Consider the following 20071-nt stretch of genomic DNA (forward strand, 5'->3'; position numbering starts at 1 on the left):
CGAAAAATTCACATGTTTTTAATATATTAACCATTCTTCAGGCCTGTTTTCATATGAATAAGTCTTTCTTAAGCCTAATCGTCATTGTGATGATTGCAACTGGATGTGCAACAACCAAATCCATTCAATACCCTGCAAAAGGTAGCAACACGACAATTTCAGTATCATCTGAGCAAATTTCAGCGATGACGGAATCTGGTGGCGGTGATCATTTTATTGAGGGAAGCCAAATTACTGTCGGAGATGCAAGCAATGCGCTTTCCAACCCTGCATCAAATGCATTTGGACTGATTGGTGTTGGTGTTGCTACAGCGATTGATAAACGAAATAATGGCGCAGCTATCTCTAACAGTAATTTAAAGCAAGCCATTAAATTTGATGAGATCGTGAATAAAAAAATTAGCTCGGCTTTACAGGAGAATCAAGCAGATACTTCTCTTAAACTAATGACTTCAAATCAGGCTTCTGACGTTAAAATTGTCCCATTTGCACGGCTTTCTTTTAAAGAAAAACCTGATGTCAAGGCAGTATTTGGATTGAAAGCTGAATTTAAAAATGCTGCTGACAATAATAAGTCTGCAAAGCGTTTATACAATTATATCAGCCAGAAAAAAGCACCATTAACTGAATGGGATGCAAATAATAATACGGTCTTTTTTACACAAGCAAATAAAGCTTTTGATGCATTAGCACAGGTTCTTGTCTTAGATATACAGCATCAATTAAATCTTGAGGCGCCCAGTGAAGTAGATCAGAAAAAATGTAAATCAACGGGCGATTTCTCGGGGATCACTTTTATTTCAGCGCCTGAAAATTTATGTGTAGGTGTGCTAAAGACCAACAAAGGAGTAGTGTTACCAAATTTTGTGCTGGTGATTGAACAGTAATTCATATCTTTTGAAAGAAGAAATTAGTCCAAATCGTCCGCTAAGAAAATCACAAAAGTGCATATTCTAAAAGCGGGCATTTTATTTGGGGGATTATAAATTTATTTCGTATAATGCCCAGTACATTAAATGGAACTTATAAAGTCAATACGGATAACACCAGAAATTTTGAAATAACATAATTCACAATAATTACTATATGCCAATTTTATAGCTTTGAAATATTTGCTTTTTTAGCAGATATTTGTGATATAGATAAATCTACAATTTTTTGCTCTATCATTTTCTTTTTCATTTCTTATAAAGCTCTGTTCCAACTCAGCTTAGTGATGAATATTTGCGCTGATTCAATATGAGGCATTGAGCTGAAACAGAGAAAAGGGTTTATTTACCTGTCATTGTTTTAAAGAAATTATTCTTCAACAATGGCACGGTAAGTTAATTTTCCATGTGTGGTATAAAGATAAACCTCCTTGATTTCCTGAGCAGAGCAGCCTTTTAAAACAAGATTAAACACATCTCCATAATAGGTCTCTTTAGGAAATTTGACGGTAAACGGTTCTACACCAATGAGCTTACAGTTCGGATTATCTACTTCGACTTTATCAAGTACATCTTCAATTTCAGAGATGACTTTTAAACGCGTAACATCATAAACAGTTTGTCTGATGACGTTAAAGTTTGGATAAGTGTCGATAGGGCGGAACTTAACCTCTAGTGCTTCACTTGATAATAATTTACGCTTGAGTTGAGGCGGTGGAATAACAACATTCTCAGCTCCCTTATAAATATTGTCAGGATCATAGCGATCATGAGCAATGGCAGCAGCCTCAGCTTCTTTCTCTTGCATTTCTTGATAAGAGCCAACTTGAGGTTGAGCGTGAGTTGCTTCGTTTGTAAGATCAGGCGAAGACGACTCAGGTATCTGAAAACATGCTGTTAAAGTTGATACAACCGTGAGTGTGATGATTAATTTTTTCATGACTAGATTTCCTTGTAATTTGAGCATGGAACATAGACAGATTTATCAATCATAGTTGCTTAAACTGAGTACGTTGCACATACTTAAGGACAGCTAATCCTTTGATATACAACCATCGATCATTAAAATTTTTAGCACGATAATCAAAGGCCTGATAAGCAAAGCTATCAATATCAATTAACTTCTGTTCCTTTAAGTCTTTACCCTCTCGAATAAGGGCGTTTAGATCACCGCTATAAATAAAATAACGTAATCGATCATTTTTAGGGATGAATTGCCATTGCTTGCTTATCGCAACAAACGCATTGCAATTGATATTGCCTTCACAACGTCTAATCACGGGAGCAGAGGCTGGGTTATTGATCAGTGCTATCACTTGATTCATATCCGCATGACAAAGTGAGGTTATTGAAAAACAGGCAACAACGGCACTGTATTGTAAGAATATTTTGATTTGGCTACTCATAAAAATAGAATCCTGATTCTTGTTGTTAGATATATTTTTAATTGGATGAATTAAACATCGCTGTCTGATTTCAAAGGGCGTAGAAATGATTTACTGCGGTGTTGGTTTATTCCATCCATACAGTTAACCAATAACTAAAACAGCAATAGCATCAGCAAAAAAGCCAATGACTATAAGTTCCAGCGAGACCTATACATCAATGATTAAAATCAGACGTGCAAAGGTCCGCTTTGCCGAAGCAAGGTAGAAATACAATTCAGCTTAGATTGATAAGATAAAATGGGAATAAAGTGAAATTTTGAAAATAAAAAAATAGTCATGGTTGACTCCTTGGAATTATAAGAAGTTCTACCGAATCACTGTCAATTGATTATGGAGGCAGAACGAAAGGGGGTTGACAGACTGGGATCCAAGGAACCAGCACGCGTAGAGCGTCCCCCTCCCGCCCTACCATAGAAACAAAGGGGGACACGAGGGTTTCACGACATACAAGAATTACTTTATATATCGTGCTGGATCAGCGGTCTGTCAAAACCGACTGGCAATGTAGGCCAGCAGGGAAAGGATAATAGTGCAGGCACTTTTAGTCAAATGTGTGGGTTGAAAGGGTTTTTGTTGTAGGGAATTTAGATGCATCCATCCTCTACGTTATTTAATGGGGCCAAATTTAATTTAGTATAATAATCCTTTAATAAATATTAACAATGTGAAAGCTTAGGAAATGATTGATGTAAATTCTAAGTATTATTATCCTCTGTTCTCAATATTAATACGTAGAAGTGAATCATGTATTAGTTGATTATTTTTGAAGCTCATCAATAGGGTGAGGGGAAATTAAGGAAAGAAAAGAATAGTTTGTTAATGATTGAAAATAATAAAAATTCTCATTGAGAGTTCGTTGGAAAAACATGAAAATTTAATTTAGTTCAGAATACTATAAGAAGGTCATTTAGGTGATTGAGAGGTAATTTTTAGATTATATTAGGCTGTTATTAGAGCTATTTATAATTAATAATTCTTAAAAAGAGTACTTCTAACAAATGTAAGGCTAATCAGTGCATTACATTTCCAATATAAGTTTATATTGTTTTTCATCAAGTTATTGAAAAAAATAAGTGACAGTACTTGTCGTTGTAAAGTGTTTCAGTCTTGAATCTTAAAGTAAGAAAGGATAGAGTTACTGGAGAAAACTCTCCAGTGAATATTTTCAAAATGAATTCTATTAATTTTACTTTACATTTTTCAGGGCATGAAACTTTTGCTCTGCGTTATGGTTGGCTGAATAAGGCATATAAGTTATTAAATTTTAATGAAAAAGATGTGGAGAAGCAAGTTGTTGAATTAGGTGTTGGTAAGAATATGGTTAATAGCATCAAGTATTGGGCCGATGTTTCTGGTTTAGTACCTTTGCAAAACCAAGAGAGCAATAAAATAAATTATGAGACTAAATTGAATGAAATTTTTAAAAATTATGATCCTTTTTTAGAATTAAACGAGTCTACTTGGTTATTGCACTATTTTATCCAAAAACGATTTAATGATTTAACATTTTCTCGTTGGTATTTTAATTTTTCAAATAAGCAAGTTTTTGAAAAAAGTGAGTTAGTCAGTGATTTGGTCAATTGGCTAGAAGCTATGGGGCAGAAAATTCCATCCGTTGCTACATTACACAAAGATTTCGATTGTTTCATTTTGTGTTACTCAAAAAGGATTAGCCGGAAAAAGCTGAATGAGGATGCTTTTGTTTCACCATTAAATGAATTAAATCTTATTTATCAAATAGAATCTCATAAATTTAAAGCTGATCTGCTTGAACAAAAGAGTTTACCTGTAGAAGTGTTTTTGTATTGTTTAGTTGATTTTTGGCAAGAAAACTTTATTCAGTCACCAACACTAAGTATCGATAGTATTGTTACCAATCCAGGAAGCCCTGGAAAATTATTTCGTTTGAATAATGCAGCCGTAGATTACTTGTTAAATCAATGTGCATTAATTGATGAGCGGTTTAAATGGACGGATACTTTAGGTATGAGAAGTTTGGCTTGTAATAATATAAGTGAAGTAAATTTGGATGATTTATTAGCACATACATATTGTGGAAAAATGAATAATGACTAAGGTAGAAAATTTGAATCATTACTATCAGGTTCATGTAAATCATCTTTTATCTACACGATTGGATACAGATATTTCAAAAGAGTTTTTTGATAAAATTGTGTTTCATGGCACAGCTTATAATTCATTACAAACAATTATAGATTCATTTGAGACGTCGGGGCAGTCGACTTTTACCTTAACAGGGAGCTATGGTACAGGAAAATCAACTTTAGCAGCCATTTTAACGGGTTTGTTAAACCAAGATGATCTTATAAGAGATGCTGCACGTACATTGATTAATGATAAAAAGCTTCTCAAAAAAATTGATAAGTCTTTTCCCTTCGAAAAAAATAAGCCATGGTTAATTATTAAAGCTGTAGGTGGAGTTGCATCACCAAAGGAATTGTTTTTTAAGTCAATTTTAAAAGCACTAGAAGATGCTGGATTGTTAAAGCTTTTTCAGGATGATTTATTCTTCTTACCTGAAGAAATTCATAATGATAGCGAGTTGATAGATTGGATTGATGAAGTATTTCGTGCTCTTGATGGAAAAATTTCAGGGAGCATTTTTGTTTTAGATGAAATGGGAAAATTACTTGATCATATTGCCAGAAATAGCGGTGATCTACATTTTTTTCAGGAATTATCAGAAAAAATTAATAGGCTTTCAGCTAAAGAGTGCCCTTTTATATTTGTAGGGATTTTACATCAAGCATTTTCTGACTATGCTAAAGGTTTAAGCCATCAAATCTCATTGGAATGGGCTAAAATTCAAGGTCGTTACATTGATATAGCTTATCGTATATCTTTAGATGAATCAGTTGCATTAATTTCAAAAACGATAAAGAGAACAAAGAATAAGATTCCTAGCCCAGTAGCATGTTTGAATGATCGATTGATAGAGGATGTAGTAAATTCAATTAGTTCGAGATTGACAGATAGTAGCCCTAAAATTAAGCAATATTTTATAGGCGCTTTACCTCTACATCCATTAACTACCATTCTTTTAGGGGCTATAGCTAAGAGTAGCTTTAGTCAAAATGAGCGTAGTATTTTTAGTTTTCTTTTATCTGTTGAGCCATTAAGTTTTAGACGATTTTTGGAAAGTGATATTCAGGTTCATAAGACTTATACAATAGTTGATTTGTGGGATTATTTAAGCCATAACCTCCAACATCAAATTTTGGGTTCTAAAGAAGGACATGCTTGGAGTGTAGTAGAAGAGTCTCTTACTTTATTGAGTAAGCAGCTTAACAAGCTAGAACTAAATAAAAACATTCAACTTTATGATTTTTATTTTAATATTGTTAAATCAGTCGCAATGATGAACTTGTTTGGAAAAGCTTTAGGAGTTTATCCAACGAAGTCATTAATCGCTAGTTCTTTATCTGCATCTGTAGCCAACTTAGAATTTTTAGATGAGTGCTTGATCAATTTAAAAGATTGGGGGGTAATAGTTTATTGGAATAGAACGGACTCATATGAAGTAGTTGAAACATCAGAATTGAATATTCAAGAACTATTACAGGAAAAATTACAAACATTAAGTAACCAACAGAATTATTTTGAGCACATTGACTATAAGGGAAATTCTGTATTGGCTAAAAGGCATTATCAGCAAAAAGGTATAATGCGTTGGATGGATCAATACTTGGTTACTGATTTTTGGGGTATAAAAAGACTGGCTAATAGTGGTGAACTAGAAAATACTAAAGCTTTTGCACACTTTGTCTTAATTGCTGATCCGACTTTAAGTAGTAAAAAGCTTACTGAAATTTCTATTGAATATAAGGGATTGGTTGTCGCCCAGCTAAATAAATTAAATGAAATTTTGAGTTGGTCGAAAGAAATATTTGCATTGCAGGAAGTTAATAAAGATCAATCTAAATTGATGATAGATCCTGTTTCTAGAAAGGAATATGAACAGCGTTTAAACTATGCATATCAGCAAATAGATTTATTGTTTCAACAATCTTTTGAAAATGTTAACTGGTTTTTTGCAGGTGAAAAGTTTTCATCTCAATCATTATCAATGATTGCTTCAGAAATAGCTGATAGAACTTTTTTTGCTTGTCCAACGGTTTCAAATGAAATGGTGGTACGGCATGATGTTTCTAGTTCTGCTGCCGCTGGTCGAAGAAAATTATTAGAAAAGATGCTTGAAAGTAACGAGTTTGAAAATTTAGATATCGAAAAGTTTCCACCTGAAAAAGCAATTTATCTTTCTTGTTTAAAACAGTTAGGTTTACATCAGTATCAAGCAGATCATGATAAATGGGCTTTTGTTATTCCTAAGTTTGATATTAAAAATAATCAAGAGCTTGCTAACAATTTAAAACTCGTTTCAGAGATGATTGAAGTTGGTTATACCTTATTTAGATCAAATAAAGGATTAGTAAAATTATCTGACTTGTATGACATTTGGTCAAAACCACCTTTTGGTATACCTCAAGGTTTGTTACCCATTTTCAGTTTAGCCTTACTATTAGCTAAAGAAAAAGCTTTGGCATTTTATGATCAAGATATTACTCAAGACTTTCGTTTTATTAGCTCGATGGATGGAGAGTTTCTAAATAAATTAGTTAAACGTCCAAATGAAGTAGCTGTAAAATTTGTTAAAGAACCTGAAGAAAAGGATCGCTTTATTCAGTTATTAGCTCAAAGTATCAACTCTATCTTCTCAAAAGACTTAGAAGCGACGCCATTACTAGTTGCTCGTTTTATTGTTTCATATGTTGTGAAACAGTCTAATTGGGTTAAGTTTTCTAAAGATACCGATTTCTTTGAAGAAAAAGTACAGCAACTTCGAGCTTTTATTGTGAAAGCTGATGATCCTTATAAACTTCTATTTGAAGATATGTATGATTTGTTAGATATTAATAAAAGAAGTGATGATCAAATTCTTTCTGAAATTTCAGATTTTTTTATCAGTATACAAAATGCTAAATTGGATTTATCTAAGAAGTTTGAACATTACCTGTTTAAGGAACTAGGTGAAATTACAATTGATATTCTTGAGCAAGCAAAATCTGTAAGTAAGTCTGCTGCAGATTGGAAAATGAAAAAGTTTGCTGAACACTTATCAAATAGTTCAAATGATTCCACTCAATGGATAAGTAATATGATTACGTTACTTGGGCAAATTCCAGAAAGAGATTGGAGTGATGATAGTTTGAAAAAAGCTTTTGAAGCTTTGCCAAGTTATGTACAGCGTTTTAAACAATTAAGTTTTTTTGCAAAAAAGCCTAAGACTACATCTGAACAAGATCATAAGTCTTTAGCTATTATTGTAAACACTATTAATGGTTTGGAAGAATACAATAGAAATGTAATTATTAAACCTGAACTTCAAAATAAATTAAATATTTTAGAGATTGAGCTAAGTGAAAAAGTTAACTCAATTGAGTTAAGTGATGACGCTAAAGCAATTGTTCTATATCAGTTATTGAAAAACTATTTGTACCCAATGCAAGAGGAAGGAAAACATGAAAGTTGATAAACCAATTAAGCATGTTTTAGGATTGTCTGGTGGAAAAGATAGTGCTGCTTTAGCTGTTTACATGCGAGATAATTACCCTGAGTTAGATATTGAATATTTTTTTACAGATACAGGTAAAGAACTTCCTGAAGTTATGGATTATTTAAATAAGTTAGAAGCTTACTTGGGTAAACCAGTTTTGCGTTTAGGGTCTGATAAAGACTTCGATTATTGGTTGAAAGAATACAATCATTTTTTACCATCAGGGCACCAACGCTGGTGTACTGTTCAAATGAAATTGGTCCCATTTGAAAAATGGGTGAAACCATTTTTAGATGAAGGTTATGAAATCATAAGTTATGTTGGTATTCGTGCGGATGAGCCATGGCGTGAAGGTTATGTACCGACACAAAAATTCTTAATGACAAAAATGCCGTTTGCTGAAGATGGTTTAGTTAAAGAAGATATTATAAATATTTTAGAAGGAACGGGTTTAGGGCTACCAAAGTATTATGAGTGGCGCTCTAGAAGTGGATGTACATTTTGTTTTTATCAAAGAAAAATTGAATGGGTCCGCTTGAAAGAGCGTCATCCAGATAAATTTGAAGAAGCTAAGGCTTATGAAAAGCAATTAGTAGATGATAAGTCTACGAATGGCGAAACTTATTACTGGATGGGCAAGAACATGCCATTAAGTACTCTTGAAGATCCAAACCGTATTGCTCAAATTAAAGCGGACCATGAAAAAAAACTTGAGAAATTTAAGAAAAAACGTCGCCGTAATGCTCTGCATGATGATCAATTAATTGAAATGATTGATCTAGATGCTGTTTATGATGATATGGAGGGGGCAGGTGCTTGTGTGACGTGTTATAAATAAGTGTCTTAAAGGCATGACTGATAAATTAATAAAATGTAGTATACTAGTATAAACATAAATTTTATAAGGGTTTATAATGGATTTGAAAGGTGCTGAATTAAGGAATTTTTATGCAGTGAGCCAATTTATTAATGGTCAAACAGATAAAAATTATGGGGTTAATATTCCACACTATCAAAGACCATATCGATGGGATAAAGAGAATGTACAAAAATTGATTGAAGATTGGCGAGATCACAAGCAAAATACAGATTATTTTTCAGGATCAATTGTTACTGTAGCTCAGAATAATAAAGCTCATGATTTGATTGACGGTCAGCAAAGATTTACAACATTATTTTTAATTAACTTTCTACAATTTCTTATATTAAGAGAATTAATATCTGTAAGTATTAGAGAGGATAGATATTTTTATGATTATAAATCTCTATATGATGAAATGCTCAAATCAGCAAAATATTTATTTCATGATGAAGACTTATTAAAACAATTAGCAGATGTTAAGAACGTAATATTCGATTTGCGAATTTCACAAAAATATTCAGAAGCCACAATTCTATTTAATAAAAGCTTATTCCTATCTGATCAAGAAATTGTTACTGATGAAAGTAGACAAAACAACCTTTTTGATGGATTGCAAAATTATAGTCTCTTCTTGAAGTATGACAGAAGTTCATTTAATGAATCACTAGTTAAGTTGCTTAGCCATGTTATTTATAATTTATCAGATATGGCTTTACCTAAATTCATAATTTATAAATCTAGTGAACCTAACTACTTTTATGATAATGAAATGGTTTATCTAAATGCGATTGATCAGGCACTAGAAAGCTTTAATGATATAGTCCGCGTGGAAGTAACAGGTGCAACAATTCATTCATATGAAAAAGCAACGAAAATTAAAGATAAAATTAATGATTTTCTGAGTGAGGTGAAGTTATGTTTGATTCAAACAGGAAATACAGAAGATGCTTATACACTTTTTGAGGTTTTAAATGATCGAGCTTTATCTCTTGATGATTTAGATCTAATCAAAAATCTATTTTATAAAAATTTTGTTCTAAAAAGTTCATTGTTAGATGCGAGAAAGGATAAGATTCTACAATCTTTAGACTCTCAATGGATTGAAAAAGTATATCCTGCTGGTATTCCGGAAGCAGAAAAGAAATTAATTACATATTTAGCAGTTTCTTTTATTACAGGTAGTACATCTATCACACACAAAGCAACAAAAGACTATAGAACAGAATTAAATAAATATTTTTTAAAATCAGTTTATGATGAAAAAGAAATAAAAAGAGATTTTAATATATTTGAAAGTTGTAGACTTATTCTAAGAAGTTTTGATTTAAGATTTCGGAATCAAGATGTTCATGCAGTTCAAGCAGAATATGATAAAAATAATTCTTGGACCTACAAACTATTGCATATTTTGATGGCTCTTAAGCAAGAAGGTGTATTAGCAGGTTTTTCTAATTTTCTATTGAACTATATTCAGCAACAGGTCCCGAACTTTGAACCTGAAAAAATACAAGAAATTTTAAGTAAGCTAAAGATTGCTAATTTGGCGGATGAAACGATTGAAGCCCAAGCTAAGGTTATTTGGCAAACATCTATGCTGTCTAAAGATGCAATTATTCCAAGGCAATTGGCTGTGGATTTAATTAGAAACAATAATATAGAAAGTTCACATTTACAGACATGTTCTTTACCTATTAAGGCTAACGTTATTACTCCGAATGATGAATTTGATAAATGGATAGAAGAGTGGCGTTTTGGTAGTAATTTAAAAGTTAGAGTACTTTTTGCTAGGTTGCTTACATCTGGATTGGTTGATGATAAGTTGGTAAATCAATTTTTCTCTATAGGCCTTACTGCTGATCAGGTCAAAGATTTACAATTAGATCATATGGAAGCCCAAAATCCAGATAGGCAATATGAGTCTGAATATTTTCAGCATGATTCTCGTGATTATTATATTAATGGTATCGGAAATATGATGCCTTTACCAAAAGAGTTTAATGTGAAAAAATCGAATTATCCTTTGAGTAAAAGTATGATTTACTATGATAGTGTTGGGATTAATCAGCATTTTTTAATGGTTGAAACTAAGAAATTACTAGAAAATTACAATGATGATGGACGACCTACAGAGCAGTTTTTCGTACAACGTAAGAATAAGCTTATTAACTGGTTTAAACAGTGTATTGGAATGTAAGAGCTATAAAGTAAATAGAGCATATTGGGGAGATATGCTCTATTTATTAATAAAATATTTGTGAGATGTAATTTAAAATTTACTTTGATATTTACGAGGGCAAGATTTCATAAGTTTTAAGTACAGAAAAATAATTTATCCAAGTCGTTGATATCTGTGTTATATCCAAAACTTAATCTGACACTAGCCCTACTGTAAGAATGATTTAAGCCGATTGCAGTTAAAACATATGATGGCTCAATATTTAAAGAAGAACAAGCAGATCCTTGAGAACATAGAAAATCAGAACTAGTTACGAATTGAAAAGCATCAAAGTTTGGTAAACTAATATTTAAGATATGTGGAATATAATTTATATCTGGAGAATTAATAATACCGCCGATTTTAGTGATTTTAGAACGTAGAAAAGAATTAATTATATTTATTTTTTCAAAATTCTCTTCTATTGTCTGATCTTTCACGGCTGTACCAAACCCTAGAATCAAAGGGGTCGCTAGAGTACCACCTCTTAAGCCATATTCTTGTCCTGCACCATGAATAATAGGTTGAATTCGTGTTTCTCTTAAGTCTCTAATGTAGAGAGCTCCAATACCTTTAGGGCCATAAATTTTATGGGCTGATATGGAAAGCATATCAATATTTAGTTCATCTACATCTATTGGAACTTTTTTGTAGGATTGGGCAGCATCTACATGGAATTTAATGTTCCTCTTAAAACATTCTTTACCAATTACTTCAATAGGTTGAATTGAACCAAGTTCATTATTTACATACATGATACTGACTAGAATAGTATCTTGTTTCATCGCAGAAATCACATCTTTAGCATCAATGATCCCATTTTGTTGTGGTGGGATATAAGTAATTTCATAGTCATGTTCTTTTTCTAAAAAATGACAGATTGACAAAATACATTTATGCTCAATTGAGGATGTGATGATGTGTTTACCTTTCTTTTTGTTCGCTAAAACATATCCTTTGATTGCTAAGTTATTAGATTCCGAAGCACCACTAGTAAATAAAATTTCACTTTTATAAGCACCTATTGAGTGGGCAATAACCTCTCTAACATCTTCAATTTTTTCAGCTGAAGAAAGGCCTAATTTATGGGCAGAAGATGGATTTGAATATTCCTCTTCAAATGCTCTAAATAATTCTTTTTTGACAGATGGAAGCAGAGGAGCTGATGCAGCAAAATCAAGATAAATCATATTGAGTGCATAAAAAGAAAGATGTTTATAGCATCTCCTTTTTTTATAATTTAATCAATTATTCTTATCAACTACATATTTATCAATAGTATGTAGCTAGATACCATGAAACTCTGCAAATAGTAAAATATTTCATAATTTCTGAATATTAGGAATAGATATTAAGTAAATCTAATACTATTGACTAGAAAAAATATATATTTTCTTTATTTGATATTCTAAGTATCAAATAAAAAAAAGCCTAAACCACTACAGTTTAGGCGTTTAAGCTTCCAATGGATGAGGTTGGAATAAATAAATATGGCGGTGAAAGAGGGATTCGAACCCTCGATACGCTATAAACGTATACACACTTTCCAGGCGTGCTCCTTAAGCCACTCGGACACTTCACCAAGGCGTGGGATAATAACCAAAAAAAAGATTTCTGCCAAGCAACAATTGATTTAGAGCAAAAAAAATTTCACAGTGATATGATTGCGCAAAAATAGTGTCTAAATTTTTGAAGACGAATCTATGCAAAGTACTGCAAAAAAAGCCGCGTTACCTGCGATCACACTCGCAGCATTAGGGGTGGTATTTGGAGACATCGGAACCAGTCCCTTGTACGCCCTACGCCAATGTTTTCTGACTGCACACATTGCCATCACCGAAGCGACCGTGCTTGGGATCTTGTCACTGATTTTCTGGTGCATGATGCTCACCATCAGCTTTAAATACGTCACCATTATCATGCGAGCAGATAACAATGGTGAGGGTGGTATCATGTCCTTGCTGGCGCTGAACTTACGATCTAATCGTATCGCAGATAATCGCAAAATCTATTTAATTGCCTTGGGATTTATTGGTGCATCGCTGTTTTTCGGTGATGGCATTATTACCCCAGCAATTTCAGTACTTTCAGCGATTGAAGGGCTGAGTATTGCCACACCTATGTTTAATAAATGGTTGATGCCTTTGGCAATCGGCATTCTTTCCGCACTGTTTCTGGTACAAAGACATGGTACGGGAACCATGGGTAAGTTTTTTGGTCCAATCACCTTAACTTGGTTTGCCTCTATCGGTCTAATCGGTATTCATAGTATTAGCCAAACCCCCTATGTATTAAGCATGCTCAGTCCACATTGGGCGCTGAACTTTATTTTTCACCAACCCTTTGTGGCCTTTTTAACCATGGGTGCGGTGATTTTGACGGTGACGGGTGGTGAAGCACTCTATGCCGATATGGGGCATTTTGGACGGCTGCCGATCCGTTTAGGCTGGTTTATCATTGTGCTGCCTTGTCTGTTATTAAATTATGCAGGGCAAGGTGCATTATTACTACGTAATCCAAGTGCGATTGAAAACCCATTTTATTTGCTTGTACCTGAGTGGGGCTTATATCCCATGATTGCCCTAGCCACAGCGGCAGCGGTGATTGCCTCACAAGCGGTGATTACAGGTGTGTTTTCAATGGCAAACCAAGCCATTCAGCTACGTTATTTGCCAAGATTAACTGTGCATCACACTTCGGATGTGGAACAAGGTCAGATTTATTTGCCCTTTATCAACTGGATACTCTACGTCTCGATTCTTTTATTGATTGTGATTTTCCAAAACAGTGCCAATCTTGCCAATGCTTATGGTGTAGCGGTTACCATGACCATGCTATGCGATACGATTTTGATTTCAATACTGGCATATGGTTTTTGGCGTTGGCCAAAGTGGAAAGTGGCATTGTTCGCTATCCCATTTTTAGTAATTGATAGTATTTTTATTGGGTCAACCTCATTAAAAATCATTTCAGGTGGATGGGTTCCGATCCTGATCGGTGCAATCGTATTTACTATTCTGATGACGTGGAAAACCGGGCGAGAAATTGTCTTTAACCGTTTGGAAAAAGATGCCTTGCCGCTGGATCTGTTTATTAAAAGTGTTAGTTTGAGTGATGAAACTCAGTTTGTACCCGGTCAAGCGGTATTCTTAACTGGTAATCCAAATATTGTGCCTCATGCGATGTTGCACAATATTAAGCACAATAAAGTCTTGCATGAACGCAATATTATGGTGACGGTGATTACCCGTGATGTTCCGTATGTGCCAGACCAAGAAAGAATCCGTGTTGAAGTGTTAGATAAGCGCTTCCAACGTGTTTTTGTTTACTATGGCTTTAAGGATCAACCTGATATTCCAAATGCACTAGAGTTGGCTTATAAGCAGCTTGAAGTTGAATTTGACATGATGCATATCAGCTTCTTCATCTCACGTGATCGTTTGATTCATACCGTGGGTGATGGAATGGCGCCATGGCGTGAAAAACTGTTTATATCGATGCAACGTAATACCAGTCCAGTGAGTGATTTCTATCAAATCCCGCCAAACCGTGTGGTGGAAATGGGCAGCCAGATCGAAATCTAAATTCATATCAATCAAAAGCCAGAAGTCATTCTGGCTTTTTTTTTTGCCCATGGGTTTTATGGGTTGGTGTATTACATTGATTCACTTTATTTTTAGCAACGACTTCTTCTCTAACCCAGCAAGTAAGACCTTTATCATTTGTGTTATTGAGTCTGCAAAAGTAGATAGGCTGATATTGCACTGAGACAATATCAAACCCTTTAGAATGCTGAGTTTGAATGCCTTTATCATTTAATTCTCCCAAGCGAATCGTGATACATCAGTATAAAACGATCCTATACGACAAACTGTGTCGCAAGGCTGTCGAACAACACTGCGCAACATGACATAATCATGATCACAAGTGCGATAAAGCATCTGTAAGATATTTGATTTTCTAGCATTTTTTGTGAAATAAACAATAAATTGTTACATGGAATGTTGTTTAGTTAAGCACAAATCGTAGAAGCTTTACTCGGTTGAAGGTCGACACAATATCTTTCAGTTTATTGACTTGTTAAGCTATTTAAAATCAAAAACTTAATCTGTAAGGGTTTTGAGTGGATTGTTTATTTAACCTTGTTTAGGAAGCCTTTGTTGAAAAATTCAGTAGTTAAAATGGTGTTGGGTGTTGTTGCTACTGGAAGTTTTGCGATTGCGTTTGGCCAAGAGAAAATTTTTCAGTTACTGCCGTTTACCCAAAGTAGTACCAATAACTCTACGTGTTTAAATCAGTTCTATCGAGAGCAACCACCTGTTCTAATCAAAGAAAGTTTAAAGAAAAACAGTTACCCCTTATGTTTTAATGGGTTTAATGTGATGTATTCGGGTGTTTCCAAAACACCGTTATGGACAGCAGAATATTTATCTCCACAGCGCTTAAGTCAAAAGATTAAACGTGAAGATAATTTCCACGAAGAACCACGTGTAAACGCTTCACATCGCGCATTATTATCGGATTATCGAGGTTCAGGATATGATCGTGGTCATATGTCACCCAATGCCGATATGCCTAACAAGGAATCACAGTTCGACAGCTTTTCTTTGGCCAATATGGTGCCGCAAGCTGCTAAAAATAACCAACAAGTTTGGCGTGAGTTAGAAGAAGCAACCCGTGCAATTGTCACCAAGCAAAAGAAAGATGTTTATGTGGTCACTGGCCCAGTGTTTTCTGGCAAAAAACTAAAAACCATTGGAAAGGGCGTAATTGTTCCAACCGCGATCTATAAAGCGATTTACTTGCCTAAACACGGGATCATTGGTGCGTACTATGCGCCAAATAATGATTCACTTCAGGTTAAAGTGGTCAGCGTATGCTATTTAGAAGAACAGTTGGGAATGAATTTATTTCCACAACTGACTGAAGAACAAAAGCGCAATACCTATAAATTGCCTTTGAACGCAAAACAGGTCAAGGTCAATAAAGAAATTGAATATTCACATTGGGATGCGGAAAGCCAATGTGCAGAAGAGGTCAGTCAGGATAAAATTACCGCACTGCAAAAGCAGTTCCAATCCAAAAGTGGTTCAACAACTACATCGGATATGCAATTGCCAAAAGTCGATCCTGAAACCAAAGATGCCTTGGTGAAACAATTGGTTGAAGCGCTGTTGCAATATATTTTACAAATTTTGAAATAAATCCGCGCTGATGGTGCAGTATCTTTTGAGAATCTATTTATACTGTGAATAAGATCGAAAAAAATTGAGAAAATTAAAAATGTTTAAACCGTTTGAGAATGGCACCGAATCACATTCAATTCATGATTTAACCTTAGAAAATCAAACTGACTGTGTCAGTATTTATGGCAACTTACAGATCACCAAAGATCAAGCTGGCTTAAAAGCGGCTAAGCTTTTACAAAGCTATCTCAATGAAGTTGTGGCAAGTTTAGAGAAGCAAAGTGATCTACCAGAACAGTTAGCACGTCAAAGCGAAGGCGAAATAGAGAATCCATTTCTTTAAAGACCATATTTATTTTTAAGCCATTTTTGAATCAGTTATCTTCTAATACATTGGTTTATATGTGTAAAAAACCTGCCGAAGCAGGTTTTTTACATTGAAAATCTATTTAGGATTGAGGCTCGTTACCCACAACCTTATAAATTAGTGCTCCAATGATTGCACCGACAATTGGCGCCACCCAGAATAACCATAATTGACTTAATGCTGCTGTTTCAGCAAATAAAGCTACAGCAGTACTTCGTGCTGGATTAACTGAAGTATTGGTAACGGGGATACTAATTAAGTGAATCAAAGTAAGTGCTAAACCGATGGCAATCGGGGCAAAGCCAGCAGGTGCACGTTTATCTGTTGAACCGAGAATAACAATTAAGAAAAAGGCGGTTAATACGATTTCAATTAACAATGCTGAGACTAAAGAATATTTGCCAGGGGATAAATCACCAAAGCCATTGCTGGCGAATCCGCCAGTTCCTGTGAATCCCGCCTGACCTTGTACGATTAAATACAAAACAAATGCGGCCAAAATACCACCGATGACTTGAGCAATAATATAAGGCGCTAAGTCTTTGGCATTAAAACGACCACCTACCCACAAACCCACACTTACCGCAGGGTTAAAATGCCCGCCTGAGATATGCCCTAAAGCAAAAGCGCCTGTGAGTACGGTTAAACCGAATGCCAGTGCAACACCAGCAAAACCGATGCCCAGTTCTGGAAAAGCAGCGGCAAATATTGCGCTACCACATCCTCCAAACACCAGCCAAAAGGTTCCGATAAATTCTGCGAGATATTTATTCATATTGATTCCTAAATTATTTTTTTCAACGGAATGGGGTTATATGGCTATTTTTAGATAGTTGATAACCGTGGGGTGGATACAACTTTTATTTTCTGTATAAAGATAATAGTCTAAAAATATGAAAATAAAATCACAAATAAAAAATATTCATATCAATATCGGCTAATGTTCTGATTTTATTTTTAAAAATTATATTTTACAGATATTTAATGCTAAACAAATGAGTGGTGATGTATGCTGTTTTTATCTATAAATTTAATACACAATTACTTAAATTCTCGATGCTGAAGACGCCATTGTTGCGGTGTTAAGCCGGTCCATTGTTTAAACGCACGTTGGAAAGCACTTTGTTCTGAGTAACTGAGAAGCAGGGCAATTTCATGCAGACCTAGATGAGGATCTTGTAGATATTGAAAAGCCAATAATTGGCGGACATCCTGAACACGTTGTTGATAGGTGGTGTTCTGACTTTGTAGATGACGTTGTAACTGGCGTATCGACATATTCAACTGTTTGGCAATCGCTTCGATTTGATAATTGTTTCTTTGTAATCCCAATAAAATACTTTGTTGTAAGCGTTCATCTAACTGGGTGGCATTGGGTAAGCTTTCAAGTAAGGCCTGCGCTTGTTGCATCAGTAGTTTTTGCAGGGTTTGATCACTGCGTTTAAAGGAAATCGCAAGTGCGCTGATGGGAAAGATCAGTTCGACTTTTTCTTGCTGAAAGAGCACAGGACACTTAAAGAATGCTTGATACAGCATGCTGTTTTTAGGTTGAGGATGAATAAAATTAACCTGATACAGCGTTATATCATCGGATATAAATTGTCTTAAAAACTGAATCACTACAGCCATCGCAATTTCATCAGTAATTTGAGTGGTTAAATGGGTGGGTAGATTTTCCCAACGTACCGAGATGTGCTGTTCATCATAATATTCAACCTTCAGCGGGCTTCCATCATAAATCAATCGATGAAAATCATGGTAGCGGGTGAGTGCCTCTCCAAGCGTGTCACAAGATTGTGCAATATAGGCAATGATACCAATATGTTTGGGTTGTACATATTTAGAGATGTCTAGACCCAAAGCTGGGCTTTGTACTTGTGATTGAATGTCATCCAAGATTTCACGCCAAACGGTATAGTCAAAGCGTTCAACATTTTGAATCTGTTGTAATTTGGATGAGATCTTTAGACCTTTAGCTTCACTAAAAGTATAGAGTAATTGCCCAAGCCCGCCATATATCGAGCCCGCATAGTCCTTTAATTGCATCATTTACACATCTTGTTATTGTGTGATCTACGTCAGCTGTAGTTTAAACATTATACTATTTTAATTTGTCGTAATTTGTCAATGAAAATACTTTTTGATGTCAATACCTATTTCCCAGCATGTTTTATATTCACAATAAGCAAGAGGGATTGATTATGTTAAAAGGTTTTTTAGTCGGATTGGTCGTCGCAAATGGTTTTGAATGGGTTGCGCATAACTATATTTTACATGGTCAACATCGCCCAGGGAAACCACGTTTCAGTCCAGTGCCACGCAGTATGAAATCGCATTGGGAACACCATCGTGAAGTGCGTAAACAAGATTTTCATGATGATGGCTATGTAGAAGGGATTTCAAATTGGCGGACCAAAAATGAAATCGTTTCTTTGGCGGTGGTTGCTGGTGCGGCAAGTTTGATTTTCTACCCGATTTCGAAAGGAATGGTTGCTGCATCGCTTTATAGTGCGTGTAATTATTATTATATCCATCGCCGTGCACATTTAGAGCCAGACTGGGCGATGAAGAAAATTCCTTGGCATTATGATCATCACATGAACTCAAACCAAGATGCCAACTGGTGTGTCACTAAGCCTTGGTTTGACTACCTGATGGGAACACGGGTGATTTCTTCTGCGGATCTGCAAGAGCAGAATCCTTTAGGTGTGAAATTGCCTCAGCCAATCGCAAACTGGTTATCATCCAGCATAGAAAAATATTTTCCAGCCAAATGGGTAGAGAAAAAACCGCAATTGGTTGAGGAAAATACGCAAAAGCTCAATGATTCTGTGGCTTAATTTGGCTTTTAGAACGTTGTTGCTTGCTCTGATCTGTTTAAAACTGCTGTGAAATGAACTGGTTGCATAGTGTAAAATCTATAACTTGTCGTGATTGGTCAGCGTTTTCGGTATCTTTGGTCAATATTAAGTCATGCCATCGATGTATATTGATTGCACAGCATGTACCCACTGCCGTGTTTTAAGTTTTATAGGAGTCTCCAAGACTCCTTTTTTTTATGCGTGGGGAAAAGTAAATATATAAGATTAAATTTATAAGCTCATGTGATCGCGATCATTTTGTACGATGAAGCAATAAAAAAATCCCCTGACGGGGATTGTTTAGATGTGCATAAGATGCACATCACTTTTGGATTTTTGCCTTAGGAGGCTTCGGTCATTACTCCGGCTTTAAGCCTTCCGCCATTTCCAATGATTGATCATTATCCAAAAATTTTTCACGCTGTTCTTCTAAAAACTTTTTTGCATCTGGTTCAAACACGTTTAAACGTTTTTCATTGATTAACGTGGTTTGGTGTTTTAACCATTCTTGCCAAGCTTGTTTAGACACTGTGTCAAATAACACTTGACCCTTTGGACCTGGAAAAGGTGCAAAGTCTAAACCTTCTAACTCTTTTTGATATTTACGGCAAAATACTTGTCGAGTCAT

The 20071-nt window shown here is 34.8% G+C and carries 15 protein-coding genes and 1 tRNA gene; 9 read left to right on the plus strand and 7 right to left on the minus strand.

From position 1 onward, the window contains the following. The first annotated feature begins 53 nt into the window (after positions 1-53). Entirely contained in the window at positions 54-887 is an 834-nt protein-coding gene (locus AS4_RS01060; protein WP_096732648.1) for a hypothetical protein, read from the plus strand. A 412-nt stretch (positions 888-1299) separates the two neighbouring features. Here the strand turns inward: AS4_RS01060 and AS4_RS01065 are convergent, their stop codons facing one another. Next, positions 1300-1869, minus strand: a complete 570-nt coding sequence (locus tag AS4_RS01065; protein WP_096732650.1) for a hypothetical protein — start codon at positions 1867-1869, stop codon at positions 1300-1302. A gap of 49 nt (positions 1870-1918) precedes the next feature. Next, entirely contained in the window at positions 1919-2335 is a 417-nt protein-coding gene (locus tag AS4_RS01070; RefSeq protein WP_096732652.1) for a hypothetical protein, read from the minus strand. Positions 2336-3484: 1149 nt separating this feature from the next. On the opposite strand from AS4_RS01070, the gene AS4_RS01080 reads away from it, so the two are divergent. The 4 genes from AS4_RS01080 to AS4_RS01095 all read left to right on the plus strand — a co-directional run bounded on the left by AS4_RS01080 (position 3485) and on the right by AS4_RS01095 (position 11008). After that, the gene (locus tag AS4_RS01080; protein ID WP_227548109.1) at positions 3485-4453 is read left to right on the plus strand and encodes a DUF4007 family protein; all 969 of its coding nucleotides are present in this window, start codon (positions 3485-3487) and stop codon (positions 4451-4453) included. Next, complete coding sequence (locus AS4_RS01085) at positions 4446-7928, plus strand: P-loop NTPase fold protein (RefSeq protein WP_096732655.1); 3483 nt, start codon at positions 4446-4448, stop codon at positions 7926-7928. Before AS4_RS01080 ends, AS4_RS01085 begins: the two co-directional genes overlap by 8 nt. Next, positions 7918-8790, plus strand: a complete 873-nt coding sequence (locus tag AS4_RS01090; RefSeq protein ID WP_096732657.1) for a phosphoadenosine phosphosulfate reductase family protein — start codon at positions 7918-7920, stop codon at positions 8788-8790. The genes AS4_RS01085 and AS4_RS01090 overlap by 11 nt, the downstream gene beginning before the upstream one ends. A 76-nt stretch (positions 8791-8866) precedes the next feature. Further along, positions 8867-11008 carry a GmrSD restriction endonuclease domain-containing protein gene (locus AS4_RS01095; RefSeq protein WP_096732659.1) on the plus strand — a complete coding sequence of 714 codons (2142 nt, stop codon included), beginning with the start codon at positions 8867-8869 and terminating at the stop codon, positions 11006-11008. Between the two features lie 116 nt (positions 11009-11124). Here AS4_RS01095 and AS4_RS01100 read toward each other — a convergent pair whose 3' ends face one another. Both AS4_RS01100 and AS4_RS01105 read right to left on the minus strand, forming a co-directional pair. Beyond that, positions 11125-12219 (minus strand): cysteine desulfurase family protein, encoded by a 1095-nt coding sequence (locus tag AS4_RS01100; RefSeq protein WP_096732661.1) that lies wholly within the window; start codon positions 12217-12219, stop codon positions 11125-11127. A gap of 301 nt (positions 12220-12520) precedes the next feature. Beyond that, positions 12521-12611 (minus strand) — tRNA-Ser (locus AS4_RS01105). A gap of 121 nt (positions 12612-12732) precedes the next feature. On the opposite strand from AS4_RS01105, the gene AS4_RS01110 reads away from it, so the two are divergent. The 3 genes from AS4_RS01110 (at position 12733) to AS4_RS01120 (ending at position 16558) form a co-directional block, all read left to right on the plus strand. After that, complete coding sequence (locus AS4_RS01110; protein WP_096732663.1) at positions 12733-14613, plus strand: potassium transporter Kup; 1881 nt, start codon at positions 12733-12735, stop codon at positions 14611-14613. Positions 14614-15210: 597 nt separating this feature from the next. Next, positions 15211-16233 (plus strand): DNA/RNA non-specific endonuclease, encoded by a 1023-nt coding sequence (locus AS4_RS01115; protein WP_227548154.1) that lies wholly within the window; start codon positions 15211-15213, stop codon positions 16231-16233. A gap of 79 nt (positions 16234-16312) precedes the next feature. Further along, a complete protein-coding gene (locus AS4_RS01120; RefSeq protein WP_004818484.1) occupies positions 16313-16558 on the plus strand; it encodes a hypothetical protein in 246 nt (81 codons plus the stop codon). A gap of 106 nt (positions 16559-16664) precedes the next feature. Here AS4_RS01120 and aqpZ read toward each other — a convergent pair whose 3' ends face one another. Next, positions 16665-17357 carry an aquaporin Z gene (aqpZ, locus tag AS4_RS01125; RefSeq protein ID WP_004718527.1) on the minus strand — a complete coding sequence of 231 codons (693 nt, stop codon included), beginning with the start codon at positions 17355-17357 and terminating at the stop codon, positions 16665-16667. Between the two features lie 266 nt (positions 17358-17623). Then, positions 17624-18631, minus strand: coding sequence for an AraC family transcriptional regulator (locus AS4_RS01130; protein WP_096732670.1), 1008 nt, complete (start codon positions 18629-18631; stop codon positions 17624-17626). A gap of 152 nt (positions 18632-18783) precedes the next feature. Here AS4_RS01130 and AS4_RS01135 point away from each other — a divergent pair, with 152 nt between their 5' ends. After that, positions 18784-19422 (plus strand): sterol desaturase family protein, encoded by a 639-nt coding sequence (locus AS4_RS01135; RefSeq protein WP_096735464.1) that lies wholly within the window; start codon positions 18784-18786, stop codon positions 19420-19422. A gap of 379 nt (positions 19423-19801) precedes the next feature. On the opposite strand, the gene AS4_RS01140 is transcribed toward AS4_RS01135, so the two are convergent. Beyond that, on the minus strand, positions 19802-20071 hold the full coding sequence (locus tag AS4_RS01140) for an oxidative damage protection protein (protein WP_004818487.1): 270 nt from the start codon (positions 20069-20071) through the stop codon (positions 19802-19804).

The organism is Acinetobacter guillouiae (genome assembly GCF_002370525.2).
GTDB classification, from domain to species: domain Bacteria; phylum Pseudomonadota; class Gammaproteobacteria; order Pseudomonadales; family Moraxellaceae; genus Acinetobacter; species Acinetobacter guillouiae.